Consider the following 17,189-nt stretch of genomic DNA (forward strand, 5'->3'; position numbering starts at 1 on the left):
TTTTTTTGGCCATAATTTGGCTAAAAGCCTGTTTATGGCGGTTAGCGATTTTTTTGGTTGCGAAGTAGCTATTTGTCTAACCATTCTCGGTAATGAGAACCGTTATCAGATGGTAAAGAAAGGGTTTTGCTTGTTTTTTGAACGTGGAGAAATGCGCGTAAAGACCTGGAATTAATATGGTTATTTTGGTAATTTATTCCGGGTGTTTTTACGTCTGAATTTGACAAAATTTGTTAAAGGCCCACACTTTTTTTGAGGAATTATGCTGAAAACGTGTCCTGGATCAAAAAAATACCCCTAGGTAGTGAGTGGAAGAACAGGAGATTCCTGAGACAATGGTATAGTAAAACTGAAATAAGCATGTTGGTTTATATCTATCTGTTTCTACACGGCAAATGACTGACACGATTTAGCCTAAGCCAGTCGCATCAAATGTTAATAAAATGATGGGTATGTAAACTAGTGTGTAGATACTTTTGTCAAAGTTGACAAAAGGTTATAGAAAGGAGTAAAAAGCCCACAGTAAAACGCTGCCTAACTCTCTGTAAAAGCAGTTTGTTTGTGTGGTTAATTTATCCTTCCCTTAAATCGATGTGGTGCACTAACTGCCAGTTACAAGAGCAGTGCGATCGACGCCACTTTTGATGAGTAAGCATAGAGTATGTCAACAACCACTGAAGTTATCGCTCATCACTGGGCGTTCGCCGTATTTCTTGTCGTGGCTATCGGGCTTTGCGGTCTTATGCTGCTGGGCGCGTTCTTCCTGGGCGGGAGAGCCCGTGCGCGCGCCAAACACACCCCGTTTGAATCCGGGATCGACTCGGTCGGTTCGGCGCGCATGCGCCTGTCCGCCAAGTTCTACCTGGTCGCCATGTTCTTCGTCATTTTCGATGTTGAAGCCTTGTACCTGTATGCCTGGTCGGTCTCCGTTCGCGAGAGTGGTTGGGTAGGCTTTATCGAAGCCGCCATTTTCATTTTGGTGTTATTGGCCGGTTTGGTTTATCTGGTGCGTATCGGCGCATTGGACTGGACGCCGTCGCGTTCCAAACGTCTCAGTAAACCAGGCACAATCACTAACACCAACCGTCATCCGCAGTAGTCATTTGTGGTTAAAAACGAGGCATTAAGATGGACTATACGCTCACCCGCATAGACCCGAACGGTGAGAATGACCGTTACCCCCTGCAAAAACAGGAGATCGTCGGCGATCCCCTGGACCAACAGGTTCACCGCACGGTTTACATGGGTAAACTCGAGCACGCACTGCATGACATGGTGAACTGGGGGCGTAAGAACTCTATTTGGCCATACAACTTCGGCCTTTCGTGCTGTTACGTGGAGATGGTGACGTCGTTTACCGCCGTTCACGACGTGGCGCGTTTCGGTGCCGAAGTGTTGCGTGCATCGCCACGCCAGGCTGACCTGATGGTCGTAGCCGGTACCTGCTTTACCAAGATGGCCCCGGTTATTCAGCGCCTGTATGAACAGATGCTGGAGCCGAAATGGGTTATTTCGATGGGAGCCTGCGCCAACTCCGGCGGCATGTACGATATCTATTCCGTGGTTCAGGGCGTGGATAAATTCCTGCCGGTCGACGTGTACATTCCTGGCTGCCCGCCACGCCCGGAAGCCTATATGCAAGCGCTGATGCTGTTACAGGAATCTATCGGTAAGGAGCGCCGCCCGCTGTCGTGGGTTGTCGGCGATCAGGGCGTGTACCGCGCCAACATGCAGTCTGAAAGAGAGCGTAAACACGGCGAGCGTATCGCGGTGACCAACCTTCGGACGCCTGACGAGATTTAAGACGTTCATTTAACGTCCATCTTAGTGCGCTATTGGTTAACACAGCGAAAAGTGAACTTGCGGCGAAATAACCCTTTAGTGTGGTGAAAAAAAATTATGACAGATTCAACGACGCACGACGCCCTGCCATCATGGCAAACCAGGGATCACCAAGACGATCCGGTGATTGGCGAACTGCGCAACCGCTTTGGGCCGGAAGCCTTTACTGTTCAGCCCACCCGTACCGGAATGCCCGTGGTATGGGTCAAACCTGACCAGTTACTGGAAGTAATGACGTTCCTGAGAAAACAGCCGAAGCCTTATGTCATGCTGTTCGATCTGCATGGCGTCGACGAGCGTCTTCGTACTCACCGCGACGGTTTGCCGGCCGCGGATTTTTCTGTTTTCTACCATCTGATTTCCATCGAACGTAACCGCGACATCATGCTGAAAGTGGCGCTGTCTGAAAAAGACCTGCACGTGCCCACAGCGACCAGGGTATTCCCGAATGCCAACTGGTATGAGCGTGAAACCTGGGAAATGTTCGGTATTACCTTCGACGGCCACCCGCACCTGACGCGCATCATGATGCCGCAGACCTGGGAAGGCCACCCGCTGCGTAAAGATTATCCGGCACGCGCCACCGAGTTCGATCCCTTTGTGTTGACCAAACAGAAAGAAGATCTGGAAATGGAGTCGCTGACCTTCAAACCGGAAGAGTGGGGCATGAAGCGCGGCACCGAAAACGAGGACTTCATGTTCCTCAACCTCGGCCCGAACCACCCCTCTGCGCACGGCGCATTCCGCATTATTCTGCAGTTGGACGGCGAAGAGATCGTCGATTGCGTGCCGGACATCGGTTATCACCATCGCGGCGCCGAGAAGATGGGCGAACGTCAGTCCTGGCACAGCTACATTCCGTACACCGACCGTATCGAATACCTCGGCGGCTGCGTGAACGAAATGCCTTACGTACTGGCGGTTGAAAAACTGGCCGGGATCAAGGTGCCGGACCGCGTCGATACTATCCGCGTGATGCTGTCTGAACTGTTCCGCATCAACAGCCATCTGCTGTACATCAGTACCTTCATTCAGGACGTCGGCGCAATGACCCCGGTGTTCTTCGCCTTTACCGATCGTCAGAAAATCTACGATCTGGTTGAAGCGATCACCGGTTTCCGTATGCACCCAGCCTGGTTCCGCATCGGCGGCGTCGCGCATGATTTGCCGCGCGGCTGGGATCGCCTGCTGCGTGAGTTCCTCGAGTGGATGCCGAAACGTCTGGATTCCTACGTCAAGGCCGCACTGAAGAACAGCATCCTGAAAGGCCGTTCCGTCGGCGTAGCATCTTACAATGCCAAAGAAGCGCTGGAGTGGGGCGTGACTGGCGCCGGCCTGCGTGCCACCGGCATCGAGTTCGACGTGCGCAAATGGCGCCCGTACTCCGGTTATGAGAATTTCGACTTCGAAATCCCGGTCGGCGACGGCAACAGCGACTGCTACACCCGCGTAATGTTGAAGGTGGAAGAGCTGCGCCAGAGCCTGCGCATCCTCGAACAGTGCCTGAACAACATGCCGGAAGGTCCGTTCAAGGCCGATCACCCGCTGACCACACCGCCGCCGAAAGAGCGCACGTTGCAGCATATTGAAACGCTGATCACCCACTTCCTGCAGGTTTCCTGGGGCCCGGTGATGCCAGCCAACGAATCATTCCAGATGATTGAAGCCACTAAAGGGATCAACAGCTACTACCTGACCAGCGACGGCAGCACCATGAGCTATCGCACCCGGGTACGTACGCCAAGTTTTGCTCACCTGCAGCAAATCCCTGCGGTAATCCGTGGCAGCCTGGTCTCCGACCTGATCGTCTATCTGGGTAGTATCGATTTTGTAATGTCAGATGTGGACCGCTAACTATGCATGATCAAAAAGACAATCACGCAGTCAACGATGCGCTTGAGCCAATCAATGCAGCCGCTCCCCAGAGCGGCGCTGATGCATTTGTACTGAGCGCGGAAGAACGTGATGCGATCGAGCACGAAAAGCACCATTACGAGGATCCGCGCGCCGCTTCCATCGAAGCACTGAAAATTGTGCAGAAGCAGCGTGGCTGGGTTCCGGACGGTGCGATTTACGCCATCGCGGAAGTGCTGGGCATTCCTGCCAGCGACGTAGAAGGCGTGGCCACGTTCTACAGCCAGATTTTCCGTCAGCCAGTAGGGCGTCACGTGATCCGTTATTGTGACAGCGTTGTCTGTCACATCACCGGTTACCAGGGCATTCAGGCCGCTATCGAGAAGAAGTTGAGCATCAAGCCGGGTCAAACCACCTTTGATGGTCGTTTCACTCTGCTGCCGACCTGCTGCCTGGGCAACTGCGATAAAGGGCCAACCATGATGATTGATGAGGATACTCACAGTCAGCTGAAGCCTGAAGATATCGAGACGCTACTGGAGCAGTATCAATGATTAAAGACATTGTACGCACTCCCGAGATGCACCCGCTGACCTGGCGGTTGCGCGATGACAAACAGCCGGTCTGGCTGGATGAATACCGCAGCAAAAACGGTTATGCAGGCGCAGAGAAAGCCATCAAGGGCCTGGCCCCGGACGAGATCGTCAACCTGGTGAAAGACGCCGGGCTGAAAGGCCGCGGCGGCGCAGGTTTCTCCACCGGTTTGAAGTGGAGCCTGATGCCGAAAGACGAATCCATGAACATCCGTTACCTGCTGTGTAACGCCGATGAAATGGAACCGGGCACCTATAAAGACCGCCTGCTGATGGAGCAACTGCCGCACCTGTTGGTGGAAGGCATGTTGATCTCCGCGTTCGCGTTGAAAGCCTATCGCGGCTACATCTTCCTGCGCGGCGAGTATATCGAGGCGGCAGTGCATCTGCGCCGCGCCATCGCTGAAGCTACCGAAGCGGGCCTGCTGGGCAAAAACATCATGGGCAGCGGCTTCGATTTCGAGCTGATCGTCCATACCGGCGCCGGCCGTTACATCTGTGGCGAAGAAACCGCGCTGATCAACTCGCTGGAAGGCCGCCGCGCCAACCCGCGTTCCAAACCGCCTTTCCCGGCTTCTTCCGGCGTTTGGGGCAAGCCAACCTGCGTAAACAACGTAGAAACCCTGTGCAACGTTCCCGCAATCCTGGCGAACGGCATTGAGTGGTACCAGGGGATCAACGGCGGTAAAAGCAAGGATGCCGGCACCAAGCTGATGGGCTTCTCAGGCCGGGTGAAAAACCCGGGCGTTTGGGAACTGCCGTTTGGCATCACCGCGCGTGAAATTCTGGAAGATTACGCCGGCGGCATGCGTGACGGTCTGCGCTTCAAAGCCTGGCAGCCAGGCGGTGCAGGCACCGACTTTCTGACCGCCGATCACCTCGATCTGCCGATGGATTTCGAGAGCATCGGCAAAGCCGGTAGCCGTCTCGGCACCGCGCTGGCGATGGCGGTGGATCACGAAATCGGCATGGTTCCGCTGGTGCGCAACCTGGAAGAGTTCTTCTCACGCGAGTCTTGCGGCTGGTGTACGCCGTGCCGCGACGGCCTGCCGTGGAGCGTGAAGATCCTGCGCGCGCTGGAGAATGGCGAAGGGCAGCCGGGGGATATCGAAACCCTCGAGCAGCTGTGCCGTTCCCTTGGCCCAGGTAAAACCTTCTGCGCACATGCGCCAGGTGCCGTAGAGCCACTGCAAAGCGCGATTAAATATTTCCGTGAAGAGTTTGAAGCGGGCATAGCCGTTAAGCACTTCAGCAACGCGCATGCGATTGGCGGCATCCAGCCGAACAATCTGCTGAAGCAACGCTGGTAAGCCGGCTCGTTCCGACAACACGGCCAGAATTTTTGATTAACGCCTGCCGAAAGGCAGGCCACTTGGAAGCATGCTGACTATGGCTACGATTCATGTAGACGGCAAAGAATACGACGTAGATGGCGCTGACAACCTGCTGCAGGCTTGTCTCTCCCTCGGGCTCGATATTCCTTACTTTTGCTGGCATCCGGCGCTGGGAAGCGTCGGCGCTTGCCGCCAATGTGCGGTAAAGCAATACCAAAACGCGGAAGATACGCGTGGCCGTTTGGTGATGTCTTGTATGACACCGGCATCGGATGGAACCTTTATTTCCATCGACGATTCCGAAGCCAAGCAGTTCCGCGAAAGCGTGGTCGAGTGGTTGATGACCAACCACCCGCACGACTGTCCGGTATGTGAAGAAGGCGGTAACTGTCACCTGCAGGATATGACAGTAATGACCGGCCACAGCTTCCGTAAATACCGTTTCAGTAAGCGTACCCACAACAATCAGGAGCTGGGGCCGTTTATCTCGCATGAGATGAACCGCTGTATCGCCTGTTACCGTTGCGTGCGTTACTACAAAGATTACGCGGATGGCACCGATTTCGGCGTGTACGGCGCGCATGACAACGTCTACTTCGGGCGCACCGAAAGCGGCACGCTGGAAAGCGAGTTCTCCGGTAACCTGGTGGAAGTGTGTCCGACCGGCGTATTCACCGATAAAACTCACTCCGAGCGTTATAACCGTAAGTGGGATATGCAGTTTGCGCCAAGCATCTGTCAGCAGTGCAGCATCGGCTGTAACACCAGCCCGGGCGAGCGCTATGGCGAACTGCGCCGTATCGAAAACCGCTACAACGGCAGCGTGAACCACTATTTCCTGTGTGACCGCGGTCGCTTTGGTTATGGCTACGTGAACCAGAAAGATCGTCCGCGTCAGCCGCAGCAACTGCGCGGCAATGACTGGATCACCCTGAACGCCGAACAGGCGATGCAGGGCGCGGCGGACATTCTGCGTCAGGCAAAGAAAACCATCGGTATCGGCTCGCCGCGCGCCAGCCTGGAAAGCAACTTTGCGCTGCGTGAATTGGTTGGCGCCGAGAACTTCTATACCGGTATTGCGCAGTCTGAACAGGCGCGTATGAACCTGATGCTGAACGTGCTGCAAAACAGCGGCGTTTACACCCCTGCGCTGCGCGAAATCGAAGGCTACGACGCCGTACTGGTTCTGGGTGAAGACTTGACCCAGACCGGCGCACGCATCGCGCTGTCGGTTCGCCAGGCCGTGAAGGGCAAGGCACGCGCGATGGCTGCGGCCCAACGCGTTGCCGACTGGCAGATTGCGGCGATACAGAACATCGGCCAACGCGCCAAACACCCGCTGTTCGTCACCAACGTGGATGACACCCGTCTGGACGACATCGCTGCGTGGAACTACCGCGCACCGGTAGACGATCAGGCGCGCTTTGGCTTTGCCATTGCCCATGCGCTGGATAACGCGGCACCGGCGGTCAACGATTTGGCTGCCGACCTGAGCAAGAAAGTCGACATCATCGTGCAGGCACTGACCGATGCGCGCAAACCGCTGATCGTTACCGGCAGCAACGCCGGCAGCGAAGCCATCATCGAAGCGGCGGCCAACATCGCCAAAGCGTTGAAGGCTCGTGGTTCTGACGTTGGCATTACCTTCGTCGCCAGCGCCGCCAACAGCGTCGGTTTGTCGATGATCGGCGGTGGCTCGCTCGATGAAGCCTTGGCACAGCTGGAAAGCGGCGAAGCCGACACCGCTATCGTGATGGAAAACGATCTCTACCGTCACGCGCCGGCGGCGAAAGTGGACGCTGCACTGGCGAAGATCAGCAACCTGATCGTGGCCGATCACCAGCGCACCGCGATCATGGATAAAGCCAACCTTATCCTGTCTGCGGCCAGCTTCGCTGAAAGCGACGGCACGTTGGTCAACCAGGAAGGCCGCGCGCAGCGCTTCTTCCAGGTTTACGATCCGGCTTATTACGATGATGCGAAGAAAGACGTTTACACCGTGATGCTGGAAAGCTGGCGTTGGATGCACTCGCTGCACTCCACCTATACCAGCCGTCATGTGGACTGGACGCAGCTCGACGACGTGATCGAAGCCTGCGTCACTGCGCTGCCGCAGTTGCAGGGTATTGTCGAGGCTGCGCCGGATGCAAGTTTCCGCATTCGTGGCCAGAAACTGGCGCGTTCTCCGCATCGCTCCAGCGGCCGTACCGCCATGCGCGCCAACATCAGCGTGCATGAACCGCGTCAGCCGCAGGATAAAGACACCATGTTCTCCTTCTCGATGGAAGGGAACAACAGCCCGCTGGCCGATCGTCAGCAGATCCCGTTCGCTTGGGCACCAGGCTGGAACTCACCGCAGGCATGGAACAAATTCCAGGCCGAAGTGGGCGGCAAGCTACGCCATGGCGATCCGGGCATCCGCCTGATCGAAGCAGGGGAGGGTAACCTGGATTACTTCACCAACGTGCCTGCCGCCTTTAATAATGCGGAAGGCTGGCGTGTCGCGCCGTATTACCACCTGTTCGGCAGTGATGAAATGTCACAGCGTTCCGGCGTGATCCAGCAGCGTATGCCAGAAGCCTACGTGATGGTGAATCCGGCCGATGCCGCTGCGCTTGGCGTCAATGCCGGTGCGCTGGTGGAGTTCAGCTGTGCGGGCCAGCAGCTTCGTTTGCCGGTGCGTTTGAGTGAAACTCTGACCCAGGGCCAGGTCGGTTTGCCGCTGGGCTTGCCAGGGATCCCGCCAGTGCTGGTGGGCGCAACGGTTGAAAATCTGCGGGAGGCGACACGATGAGCTGGTTTACCCCAGAGGTGATCGAAATTCTGATCTCCATTCTTAAAGCGGTAGTGATCCTGCTGGTCGTAGTGAGCTGTGGGGCATTCATGAGCTTCGGCGAACGCCGTCTGCTCGGTCTGTTCCAGAACCGTTATGGACCAAACCGTGTCGGCTGGGGCGGCTCGCTGCAGCTGGTTGCCGACATGATAAAAATGTTCTTCAAGGAAGACTGGGTACCGAAATTCTCCGACCGGGTGATCTTCACCCTGGCGCCGATGATCGCCTTTACTTCCCTGTTGCTGGCATTTGCCATCGTCCCGGTCAGCCCGACCTGGGCGGTGTCCGACCTCAACATCGGTATTTTGTTCTTCCTGATGATGGCCGGCCTGGCGGTTTACGCCGTGCTGTTCGCCGGCTGGTCGAGCAACAACAAATACTCGCTGTTGGGGGCGATGCGTGCTTCCGCGCAAACCCTGAGCTACGAAGTGTTTATCGGTCTGTCGCTGATGGGCGTTGTGATGCAGGCTGATTCGTTCAACATGCAGGCCATCGTTGAATCGCAGGCTCACGTCTGGAACGTCATTCCGCAATTCTTTGGTTTTGTAACCTTTGCGATTGCCGGGGTAGCGGTGTGTCACCGCCATCCGTTTGACCAACCGGAAGCCGAGCAGGAACTGGCCGACGGTTACCACATTGAATATTCCGGTATGAAATTCGGTCTGTTCTTCGTGGGTGAATACATAGGTATCGTCACCGTTTCCGCCCTGATTGTGACGTTGTTCTTCGGCGGCTGGCAGGGTCCGTTCCTGCCGCCATTTATCTGGTTCGCGCTGAAAACGGCTTTCTTCATGATGATGTTCATTCTGATTCGTGCTGCTCTGCCGCGTCCGCGCTATGACCAGGTGATGTCTTTCGGCTGGAAAGTGTGCCTGCCGCTGACGCTGCTGAACCTGCTGGCGACCGCCGCCGTCATTTTGTACAACGCTCAATAAGGGGTGAATAAACCATGACATTGAAAGAGTTATTGGTTGGTTTCGGCACCCAGGTGCGCAGCATTTGGATGATAGGCATGCACGCCTTCGCCAAGCGCGAAACCCAGATGTATCCGGAAGAACCGGTTTACCTGCCGCCGCGCTACCGTGGCCGCATCGTGCTGACGCGCGATCCGGACGGCGAAGAGCGCTGCGTGGCCTGTAACCTGTGTGCGGTTGCCTGCCCGGTTGGCTGTATCTCGCTGCAAAAAGCAGAACAGAAAGACGGCCGTTGGTATCCGGAGTTCTTCCGCATCAACTTCTCGCGCTGCATTTTCTGCGGCCTGTGCGAAGAAGCTTGCCCGACCACCGCAATCCAGCTGACGCCGGATTTCGAAATGGGTGAGTTCAAGCGCCAGGATCTGGTGTACGAAAAAGAAGATCTTTTGATCTCGGGGCCGGGTAAATATCCGGAATATAACTTCTACCGGATGGCCGGTATGGCGATTGACGGCAAAGCCAAGGGCGAAGCCGAAAACGAAGCCAAACCGATCGACGTCAAAGGTCTGTTGCCTTAAGGAGCCAGCAAGCATGGAAATTGCCTTTTATCTGGCAGGTTTGATTGCGATTGTCGCGACGATTCGCGTGATATCGCATACCAACCCTGTGCATGCGTTGCTGTATCTGATCGTCTCGTTGCTGGCGATCTCTGCAGTCTTTTTCTCACTCGGTGCGTACTTCGCCGCCGCGCTGGAAATCATCGTGTACGCCGGTGCCATCATGGTGCTGTTCGTGTTCGTGGTGATGATGCTGAACCTCGGCAATGCGGTGCAGCAGCAGGAGCGCGAATGGATGAAGCCGTCGGTGTGGATTGGGCCTGGCCTGATGTCACTGGCATTGCTGGCGGTGCTGATCTTCGCTATCCGCAGCCTGTCCGATCAGGGCATCAGCGGCGAGATGGTTGACGCGAAAGCGGTGGGGATCAGCCTGTTCGGTCCTTACGTTCTGGCGGTTGAGCTGGCTTCAATGCTGCTGTTGGCAGGCCTGGTTGTTGCCTTCCACATTGGCCGCGAGCACAAACCGGGCGAAGTGATGAGCAGTGCCCCGGCCGGTAACGAAATGGCGAGAAGAAAATCGGAGGAGCAAGCATGATCCCTCTTCAACACGGCCTGATCCTGGCGGCAATCCTGTTCGTGCTCGGGCTGACCGGATTGCTGGTGCGTCGCAACCTGCTGTTTATGCTGATCAGTCTGGAAGTGATGATCAACGCCGCGGCGTTGGCGTTTATCGTGGCGGGAAGCTACTGGGGCCAGGCGGATGGGCAGGTGATGTATATCCTGGCGATCAGCCTGGCGGCAGCCGAGGCCAGTATCGGTCTGGCATTGCTGCTGCAGCTCTACCGTCGTCGTCATACCCTGAATATTGATACTGTCAGTGAGATGCGCGGATGAACCTATTATATTTAACTATTCTGCTACCGCTGATCGGGTTCCTGCTGTTGGCATTTTCCCGTGGCCGTTGGTCTGAAAACACTTCGGCGACCGTCGGGGTAGGCTCTATCGGCCTGGCTGCGCTGGTTACGGTGTATGTGGCGATGGATTTCTTCGCCCAGAAAGCCACCGGTGTGCAGCTGTTTGAGCAAAGCCTGTGGAACTGGATGACCGTCGGCAACTTCAATATCGGCGTGACGCTGACGCTGGACGGCCTGTCGCTGACCATGCTGTCGGTGGTCACCGGTGTCGGTTTCTTCATCCACATGTTCGCTTCCTGGTACATGCGCGGTGAAGAGGGTTACTCGCGCTTCTTCGCTTACACCAACCTGTTTATCGCCAGCATGGTGATATTGGTACTGGCAGACAACCTGTTGCTGATGTACCTGGGCTGGGAAGGCGTGGGCTTGTGCAGCTACCTGTTGATCGGTTTCTACTACAAGGATCCGGCCAACGGTGCGGCGGCGATGAAAGCCTTTATCGTGACCCGCGTCGGCGACGTGTTCCTGGCGTTTGCGCTGTTCATTCTCTACAACGAGCTGGGCACGCTGAACATCCGCGAGCTGATGATCCTGGCACCGCAGAAGCTGGCCGTCGGCGATACCGCTATCACCTGGGCTACCCTGATGTTGCTGGGCGGCGCGGTCGGTAAATCGGCGCAGCTGCCGTTGCAGACCTGGCTGGCTGACGCAATGGCGGGCCCAACCCCGGTTTCAGCGCTGATCCACGCCGCGACCATGGTGACCGCCGGCGTCTACCTGATTGCCCGTACTCACGGCCTGTTCCTGATGGCGCCGGAAGTGCTGCATCTGGTGGGGATCGTCGGGGCCGTGACCCTGGTGCTGGCCGGCTTTGCCGCGCTGGTGCAGACCGACATCAAACGCGTGCTTGCCTACTCCACCATGAGCCAGATTGGCTACATGTTCCTGGCGTTGGGCGTGCAGGCATGGGATGCGGCGATCTTCCACCTGATGACCCATGCGTTCTTCAAGGCGCTGCTGTTCCTGTCTTCCGGTTCGGTGATTCTGGCCTGCCATCACGAGCAGAACATCTTCAAGATGGGTGGCCTGCGCAAGAGCATTCCGCTGGTTTACGTCTGCTTCCTGGTGGGGGGCGCCGCGCTGTCGGCGTTGCCGCTGATCACCGCAGGCTTCTTCAGTAAGGATGAGATCCTGGCGGGCGCGATGGCGAACGGCCACATCAATCTGATGATTGCCGGTCTGGTCGGTGCGTTCATGACCTCGCTGTACACCTTCCGTATGATTTTCATCGTGTTCCATGGCGAAGAGAAAATCAAAGCTCATGCCGGTAAAGGCATCACTCACCACCTGCCGCTGTTGGTTCTGCTGGTGCTGTCCACCTTCGTTGGCGCGATGATCGTTCCGCCATTGCAGGGCGTACTGCCGGATACCACTGAGCTGGCGCACGGCAGCGTGCTGCAACTGGAGATTACCTCCGGCGTGGTGGCTATCGCCGGCATCTTGCTGGCGGCAGCGCTGTGGCTGGGCAAACGCAGCCTGGTCACCCGCATAGCTAAAAGCGCACCGGGGCGTTTCTTCTCGACCTGGTGGTTCCATGCCTGGGGCTTTGACTGGCTGTATGACAAAGTCTTCGTCAAGCCGTACCTGGGCATTGCGAAGCTGCTGCAGCGCGATCCGCTGGACTCGATGATGAACCTGCCGGCCATCTTCTCCCGCTGGGGGAACCGTGGCCTGACGGTGAGCGAGAACGGACAGGTGCGTTGGTATATAGCGTCTATGGGTGTGGGTGCAGTGGTCGTATTGGCGCTGTTGATAATAATTTAAAGCATTTATCGGGCATAGCGCTGTGCTATGTACAATGTTTTATACCGTATGGATTTCGCGTTGTAGCTAGGCGGCAAGTGCGAGCATCCCCTGGAGCTTACTTAGGTAAGTGACCGGGGTAAACGCCCGCAGCCAACAACGCTACAGCGTGAAAGACAACGGTAGAATAAGGGACACAAAACGCCATGCTATTACCTTGGCTAATTCTTATCCCCTTTATTGGCGGTCTGCTGTGCTGGCAGTTTGAGCGCTTCGGTACTAAGGTGCCGCGCTGGATTGCGTTGATCGCAATGGGGCTGACATTGGCGCTTTCTCTGCATCTGTGGATGCAGGGTGGCTACACGTTGACTACGCCGAAAGGCATCCCACAATGGCAGTCTGAATTCCTGCTGCCGTGGATCCCGCGCTTTGGCATTTCCATCCACCTGGCGCTGGACGGCCTTTCACTGCTGATGGTGGTGCTGACCGGCCTGCTGGGCGTGTTGGCGATCCTCTGTTCCTGGCGTGAAATCCAGAAATACCAGGGCTTCTTCCATCTGAACCTGCTGTGGATCCTGGGTGGGGTAATCGGCGTGTTCCTCGCCATCGACATGTTCCTGTTCTTCTTCTTCTGGGAAATGATGTTGGTGCCGATGTACTTCCTGATTGCGTTGTGGGGTCACAAGGCGTCGGACGGTAAAACCCGTATCACCGCAGCCACCAAATTCTTCATCTATACCCAGGCCAGCGGTCTGGTGATGCTGATTGCGATTATGGGCCTGGTGTTCGTGCACTACAATGCGACCGGCGTGTGGACTTTCGATTACGAAGATCTGCTGCAAACGCCAATGTCGCACAACGTGCAATATCTGTTGATGTTGGGCTTCTTCATCGCCTTCGCGGTGAAAATGCCGGTGGTGCCGTTGCACGGCTGGCTGCCTGATGCGCATAGCCAGGCGCCAACCGCAGGTTCCGTTGACCTGGCGGGGATCTTGCTGAAGACTGCGGCCTACGGCATGCTGCGTTTCAGCCTGCCGCTGTTCCCTGAAGCGTCACACGAGTTTGCGCCGATTGCCATGTGGTTGGGTGTGGTCGGTATCTTCTACGGTGCCTGGATGGCGTTCGCACAGACCGACATTAAACGTCTGATCGCCTACACCTCGGTATCGCACATGGGCTTCGTGCTGATCGCCATCTACACCGGCAGCCAACTGGCTTACCAGGGCGCGGTGATTCAGATGATAGCGCACGGCCTGTCTGCGGCCGGTATGTTCATCATTTGCGGCCAGTTGTACGAACGTCTGCATACCCGTGACATGCGTGAGATGGGCGGCCTGTGGGGGCGTATCAAGTACATCCCTGCGCTGTCGCTGTTCTTCGCGGTAGCCACCTTGGGGATGCCGGGTACCGGTAACTTCGTCGGCGAATTCATGATCCTGTTCGGCAGCTTCCAGGTGGTGCCGGTGATCACCGTGATTTCTACCTTCGGTCTGGTGTTTGCTTCGGTTTATTCGTTGATCATGATGCAGCGCGCGTACTACGGCAAAGCTAAATCAGAGCAACCGTTGCCGGGCATGACCGCGCGCGAACTGTTCATCATTCTGCTGTTGGTGGTGTTGCTGGTTCTGCTGGGGGTTTACCCGCAGCCGATTCTGGACACTTCTAATGCGGCGATGAGCAACGTGCAACACTGGTTTGGTTCGTCAGTTTCAGCAATTTCAACAACAAGGCCGTAATTCGCCATGACAATAACTCCTCAACAACTGATCGCACTGTTACCGCTGTTGATCGTCGGATTGACGGTGGTGGTTGTGATGCTAGGCATTGCGTGGCGACGCGACCACTTTATCAACGCCACACTGACCGTGATCGGTCTAAACCTGGCGTTGCTTTCGCTGTATTTTGTCGGCCAGGCAGGCCCAATGGACGTCACCCCGCTGCTGCGGGTTGACGGTTACTCGATGTTCTATACCGGGCTGGTGATACTGGCGAGTCTGGCGACCTGTACCTTCGCCTATCCATGGCTGGTGGGTTACCCGGACAACCGCGAAGAGTTCTACCTGCTGGTGCTGATTGCCACGCTGGGCGGCATTGTGCTGGCGAGCGCCAATCACCTGGCATCGCTGTTCATCGGTATTGAACTGATCTCGCTGCCGCTGTTCGGTCTGGTGGGCTATGCCTACCGCCAAAAGCGTCCACTGGAAGCCGCTATCAAGTACATGCTGTTGTCCGCTGCGGCTTCGTCATTCCTGCTGTTCGGTATGGCGTTGCTGTACGCCGAGTCCGGCGATCTGTCGCTGGCCGGTCTGGGCAAGAGCCTGCACGAAAACATGATGCACCAGCCGCTGATCCTGGCCGGTATGGGCATGATGATTGTTGGCCTGGGCTTCAAACTGTCTCTGGTGCCGTTCCAGCTGTGGACGCCGGATGTGTATCAGGGGGCGCCTGCGCCGGTCTCTACCTTCCTGGCCACCGCCAGCAAGATTGCGATCTTCGCCGTAGTGATGCGTCTGTTCCTGTATGCGCCGGCCGCCGACAGTGAAGCGCTGCGTATGGTGCTGTCGATCATTGCCGTCTGTTCAATCCTGTTCGGCAACCTGATGGCGATCAGCCAGACCAACATCAAGCGTCTGCTGGGTTACTCGTCGATCGCCCACCTGGGTTATCTGCTGGTGGCGTTGATTGCGGTGCAAACCCATCAACTGTCGCTGGAAACCGCCGGTGTTTACCTGGCCGGTTACCTGTTCAGCAGCCTGGGCGCGTTCGGCGTGGTCAGCCTGATGTCCAGCCCGTACCGTGGTCCGGACGCCGATTCTCTGTTCTCTTACCGTGGTCTGTTCTGGCATAAGCCGATTCTGTCTGCGGTCATGACGGTGATGATGCTGTCTCTGGCCGGTATCCCGATGACGCTGGGCTTTATCGGTAAGTTCTTCGTTATCGCGATGGGCGTCAGCGCTCACCTGTGGTGGCTGACCGGTGCTGTGGTACTCGGCAGCGCCATCGGTTTGTACTACTACCTGCGTGTGACCGTCAGCCTGTTCCTCAACGCGCCGGAAGCTCTGCAACGCGATACCCCGAACAACTGGGCGTTGACCGCCGGCGGTGTGGTAGTACTGATTTCTGCCGCGTTGGTGCTGCTGTTGGGCGTCTACCCGCAGCCACTGATTACGTTGGTGCAGATGGCGCAGCCGATGTTCTGATGGCCTTCGGGCAGTTAAAAAGCTCGTTTCGGCGTAATGGCGCTCACTTAAGGTGAGCGCCATTTTTTTATGGGGTGGGGGGAGATTAGCGCGACATTTTGGTTACCTGGCAGCCGTAAAATAGCTGCCGGTTTTCCTGAGTTTTCTTCTGCGGTTTCAAATCGGCTGGGGGATTGCGAGTTAAGTATTCAGCCGGGGTTGTTTTTAAAAGACGCTTCCAGCGCCTGTACGACGGCGCGCACCCGCGCAGCACGCTGCAGGTCGGGGTGCAGCACCAGCCAGATATCTACCCAGTCCTTATTTTCCGGGAAGATGCGCACCAGGTCCGGATCCTTATCCGCCAGGAAGGAGGATAACAGGCCGATACCCAAACCGCTCCGCGTCGCAGAGCGCAGCAGCAACTGCGAGTTGCACTGCAAAACGACGTTGGGATCGATCAGCGCCTCGCCACAGAAATCATTCCAGTGGCGCGGTACCAGTTCGCGCGGAAACATCAGCAAATCGTGGCCGCGCAGATGGTCGCCTTTGGTCGGCAGACCCTGTTTATCAAGATAGTCTTGCGTAGCGTACAATCCCATTTCGATGGTCGCCATGCGTTTGATAATCAGCTCATCGGAATCGGGCCGCGCGCCACGGATCGCCAGATCCGCGCCGCGATAAGAAATATCGGAGATATTAATCGCCGTCAGCAGCGTAACGGTGATTAATGGGTGCTGTTCTCGCAGATCCTTTAGCGCCGGAATGACAAAAGCTTCGGCCATGGTGTCGGTGGTGGCGATGCGCACGTTGCCGCACAGGCTGTCGTCGCCGCTGGTGGCTTTGCGGCCAATCGCCTGCACCGAGTTTTCCATATTCATCACGTCCGCCAGCATTTCCTCACCCAGCGGGCTGAGGGAAAATGATTTCGGCGTGCGGATAAACAGCTTTGACCCCAGGCTCTCTTCAAAAGCGGTAATGCGCCGGCCCACGGTGGCCTGGTCGACGTGTAGTTCATTGGCGGCTTTTCGTAAAGTGCCGCAGCGTGCTACTGCCAGGAAGAAACGTGCATCATCCCAATTCATCATGCCATTTCCTTTGTACAGGCTTATCGGTCTTATCCGTGCTCATTCTTGCGCAGCCGCTTTGGCTCTGGCTTTGGCTGCAAATGAAGCCCACGTATCATAATTATTTATTATGTTTCAGGATATGAATAAATGCATCAACGTGAAGCAGTTTTGCATCTTTATTTTTACTAAACAATCTTTATGCTTATCAACGTTTATGCTGTGATCTGGCGCACATTTTTGTATCGATGTTACCCGAACGCGTAAGCAGATGCGCATGAGAGCCTGTCTCTGTGGGCTAA

The 17,189-nt window shown here is 56.3% G+C and carries 14 protein-coding genes; 13 read left to right on the top strand and 1 reads right to left on the bottom strand.

Features of this window, described 5'->3' with window-relative positions:
- The first annotated feature begins 661 nt into the window (after positions 1–661).
- From QZQ97_RS00875 to nuoN, 13 genes are all read left to right on the top strand, one after another.
- Complete coding sequence (locus QZQ97_RS00875) at positions 662–1,099, top strand: NADH-quinone oxidoreductase subunit A (RefSeq protein ID WP_006318006.1); 438 nt, start codon at positions 662–664, stop codon at positions 1,097–1,099.
- 29 nt (positions 1,100–1,128) lie between these two features.
- Positions 1,129–1,803 carry a NuoB/complex I 20 kDa subunit family protein gene (locus QZQ97_RS00880; protein ID WP_311991835.1) on the top strand — a complete coding sequence of 225 codons (675 nt, stop codon included), beginning with the start codon at positions 1,129–1,131 and terminating at the stop codon, positions 1,801–1,803.
- A 96-nt stretch (positions 1,804–1,899) separates the two neighbouring features.
- Complete coding sequence (nuoC, locus tag QZQ97_RS00885) at positions 1,900–3,696, top strand: NADH-quinone oxidoreductase subunit C/D (RefSeq protein ID WP_006318001.1); 1,797 nt, start codon at positions 1,900–1,902, stop codon at positions 3,694–3,696.
- Between the two features lie 2 nt (positions 3,697–3,698).
- On the top strand, positions 3,699–4,250 hold the full coding sequence (gene nuoE, locus QZQ97_RS00890) for an NADH-quinone oxidoreductase subunit NuoE (RefSeq protein ID WP_004947273.1): 552 nt from the start codon (positions 3,699–3,701) through the stop codon (positions 4,248–4,250).
- Positions 4,247–5,599 carry an NADH-quinone oxidoreductase subunit NuoF gene (gene nuoF, locus QZQ97_RS00895; protein WP_006317998.1) on the top strand — a complete coding sequence of 451 codons (1,353 nt, stop codon included), beginning with the start codon at positions 4,247–4,249 and terminating at the stop codon, positions 5,597–5,599. Before nuoE ends, nuoF begins: the two co-directional genes overlap by 4 nt.
- 79 nt (positions 5,600–5,678) lie before the next feature.
- Complete coding sequence (gene nuoG, locus QZQ97_RS00900) at positions 5,679–8,417, top strand: NADH-quinone oxidoreductase subunit NuoG (protein WP_311991836.1); 2,739 nt, start codon at positions 5,679–5,681, stop codon at positions 8,415–8,417.
- On the top strand, positions 8,414–9,391 hold the full coding sequence (gene nuoH / locus QZQ97_RS00905; protein ID WP_311991837.1) for an NADH-quinone oxidoreductase subunit NuoH: 978 nt from the start codon (positions 8,414–8,416) through the stop codon (positions 9,389–9,391). The genes nuoG and nuoH overlap by 4 nt, the downstream gene beginning before the upstream one ends.
- Before the next feature lie 14 nt (positions 9,392–9,405).
- Positions 9,406–9,948, top strand: a complete 543-nt coding sequence (gene nuoI, locus QZQ97_RS00910) for an NADH-quinone oxidoreductase subunit NuoI (protein ID WP_006317994.1) — start codon at positions 9,406–9,408, stop codon at positions 9,946–9,948.
- 13 nt (positions 9,949–9,961) lie between these two features.
- The gene (gene nuoJ, locus QZQ97_RS00915) at positions 9,962–10,522 is read left to right on the top strand and encodes an NADH-quinone oxidoreductase subunit J (RefSeq protein ID WP_311991838.1); all 561 of its coding nucleotides are present in this window, start codon (positions 9,962–9,964) and stop codon (positions 10,520–10,522) included.
- Positions 10,519–10,821 carry an NADH-quinone oxidoreductase subunit NuoK gene (gene nuoK, locus QZQ97_RS00920; RefSeq protein ID WP_004936014.1) on the top strand — a complete coding sequence of 101 codons (303 nt, stop codon included), beginning with the start codon at positions 10,519–10,521 and terminating at the stop codon, positions 10,819–10,821. Before nuoJ ends, nuoK begins: the two co-directional genes overlap by 4 nt.
- The gene (nuoL, locus tag QZQ97_RS00925; protein ID WP_311991839.1) at positions 10,818–12,665 is read left to right on the top strand and encodes an NADH-quinone oxidoreductase subunit L; all 1,848 of its coding nucleotides are present in this window, start codon (positions 10,818–10,820) and stop codon (positions 12,663–12,665) included. Before nuoK ends, nuoL begins: the two co-directional genes overlap by 4 nt.
- A 185-nt stretch (positions 12,666–12,850) precedes the next feature.
- Entirely contained in the window at positions 12,851–14,380 is a 1,530-nt protein-coding gene (nuoM, locus tag QZQ97_RS00930; RefSeq protein WP_004947242.1) for an NADH-quinone oxidoreductase subunit M, read from the top strand.
- A 6-nt stretch (positions 14,381–14,386) separates the two neighbouring features.
- On the top strand, positions 14,387–15,844 hold the full coding sequence (nuoN, locus tag QZQ97_RS00935) for an NADH-quinone oxidoreductase subunit NuoN (protein WP_311991840.1): 1,458 nt from the start codon (positions 14,387–14,389) through the stop codon (positions 15,842–15,844).
- A 188-nt stretch (positions 15,845–16,032) separates the two neighbouring features.
- Here the strand turns inward: nuoN and QZQ97_RS00940 are convergent, their stop codons facing one another.
- Positions 16,033–16,908 carry a LysR family transcriptional regulator gene (locus tag QZQ97_RS00940; RefSeq protein ID WP_311991841.1) on the bottom strand — a complete coding sequence of 292 codons (876 nt, stop codon included), beginning with the start codon at positions 16,906–16,908 and terminating at the stop codon, positions 16,033–16,035.
- Positions 16,909–17,189: the final 281 nt, after the last annotated feature.

It is taken from the genome of Serratia sp. root2 (assembly GCF_031931805.1).
Lineage (GTDB): Bacteria > Pseudomonadota > Gammaproteobacteria > Enterobacterales > Enterobacteriaceae > Serratia > Serratia inhibens.

What these genes read in the sequence shown, in the direction of transcription:
- QZQ97_RS00875 (WP_006318006.1), top strand. Translation starts at nt 662, where the DNA reads ATGTCAACAACCACTGAAGTTATCGCTCATCACTGGGCGTTCGCCGTA.
- nuoH (WP_311991837.1), top strand. Translation starts at nt 8,414, where the DNA reads ATGAGCTGGTTTACCCCAGAGGTGATCGAAATTCTGATCTCCATTCTT.
- nuoK (WP_004936014.1), top strand. Translation starts at nt 10,519, where the DNA reads ATGATCCCTCTTCAACACGGCCTGATCCTGGCGGCAATCCTGTTCGTG.
- nuoE (WP_004947273.1), top strand. Translation starts at nt 3,699, where the DNA reads ATGCATGATCAAAAAGACAATCACGCAGTCAACGATGCGCTTGAGCCA.
- nuoI (WP_006317994.1), top strand. Translation starts at nt 9,406, where the DNA reads ATGACATTGAAAGAGTTATTGGTTGGTTTCGGCACCCAGGTGCGCAGC.
- nuoF (WP_006317998.1), top strand. Translation starts at nt 4,247, where the DNA reads ATGATTAAAGACATTGTACGCACTCCCGAGATGCACCCGCTGACCTGG.
- nuoG (WP_311991836.1), top strand. Translation starts at nt 5,679, where the DNA reads ATGGCTACGATTCATGTAGACGGCAAAGAATACGACGTAGATGGCGCT.
- nuoC (WP_006318001.1), top strand. Translation starts at nt 1,900, where the DNA reads ATGACAGATTCAACGACGCACGACGCCCTGCCATCATGGCAAACCAGG.
- QZQ97_RS00880 (WP_311991835.1), top strand. Translation starts at nt 1,129, where the DNA reads ATGGACTATACGCTCACCCGCATAGACCCGAACGGTGAGAATGACCGT.
- QZQ97_RS00940 (WP_311991841.1), bottom strand. Translation starts at nt 16,908, where the DNA reads ATGATGAATTGGGATGATGCACGTTTCTTCCTGGCAGTAGCACGCTGC.
- nuoM (WP_004947242.1), top strand. Translation starts at nt 12,851, where the DNA reads ATGCTATTACCTTGGCTAATTCTTATCCCCTTTATTGGCGGTCTGCTG.
- nuoL (WP_311991839.1), top strand. Translation starts at nt 10,818, where the DNA reads ATGAACCTATTATATTTAACTATTCTGCTACCGCTGATCGGGTTCCTG.
- nuoJ (WP_311991838.1), top strand. Translation starts at nt 9,962, where the DNA reads ATGGAAATTGCCTTTTATCTGGCAGGTTTGATTGCGATTGTCGCGACG.
- nuoN (WP_311991840.1), top strand. Translation starts at nt 14,387, where the DNA reads ATGACAATAACTCCTCAACAACTGATCGCACTGTTACCGCTGTTGATC.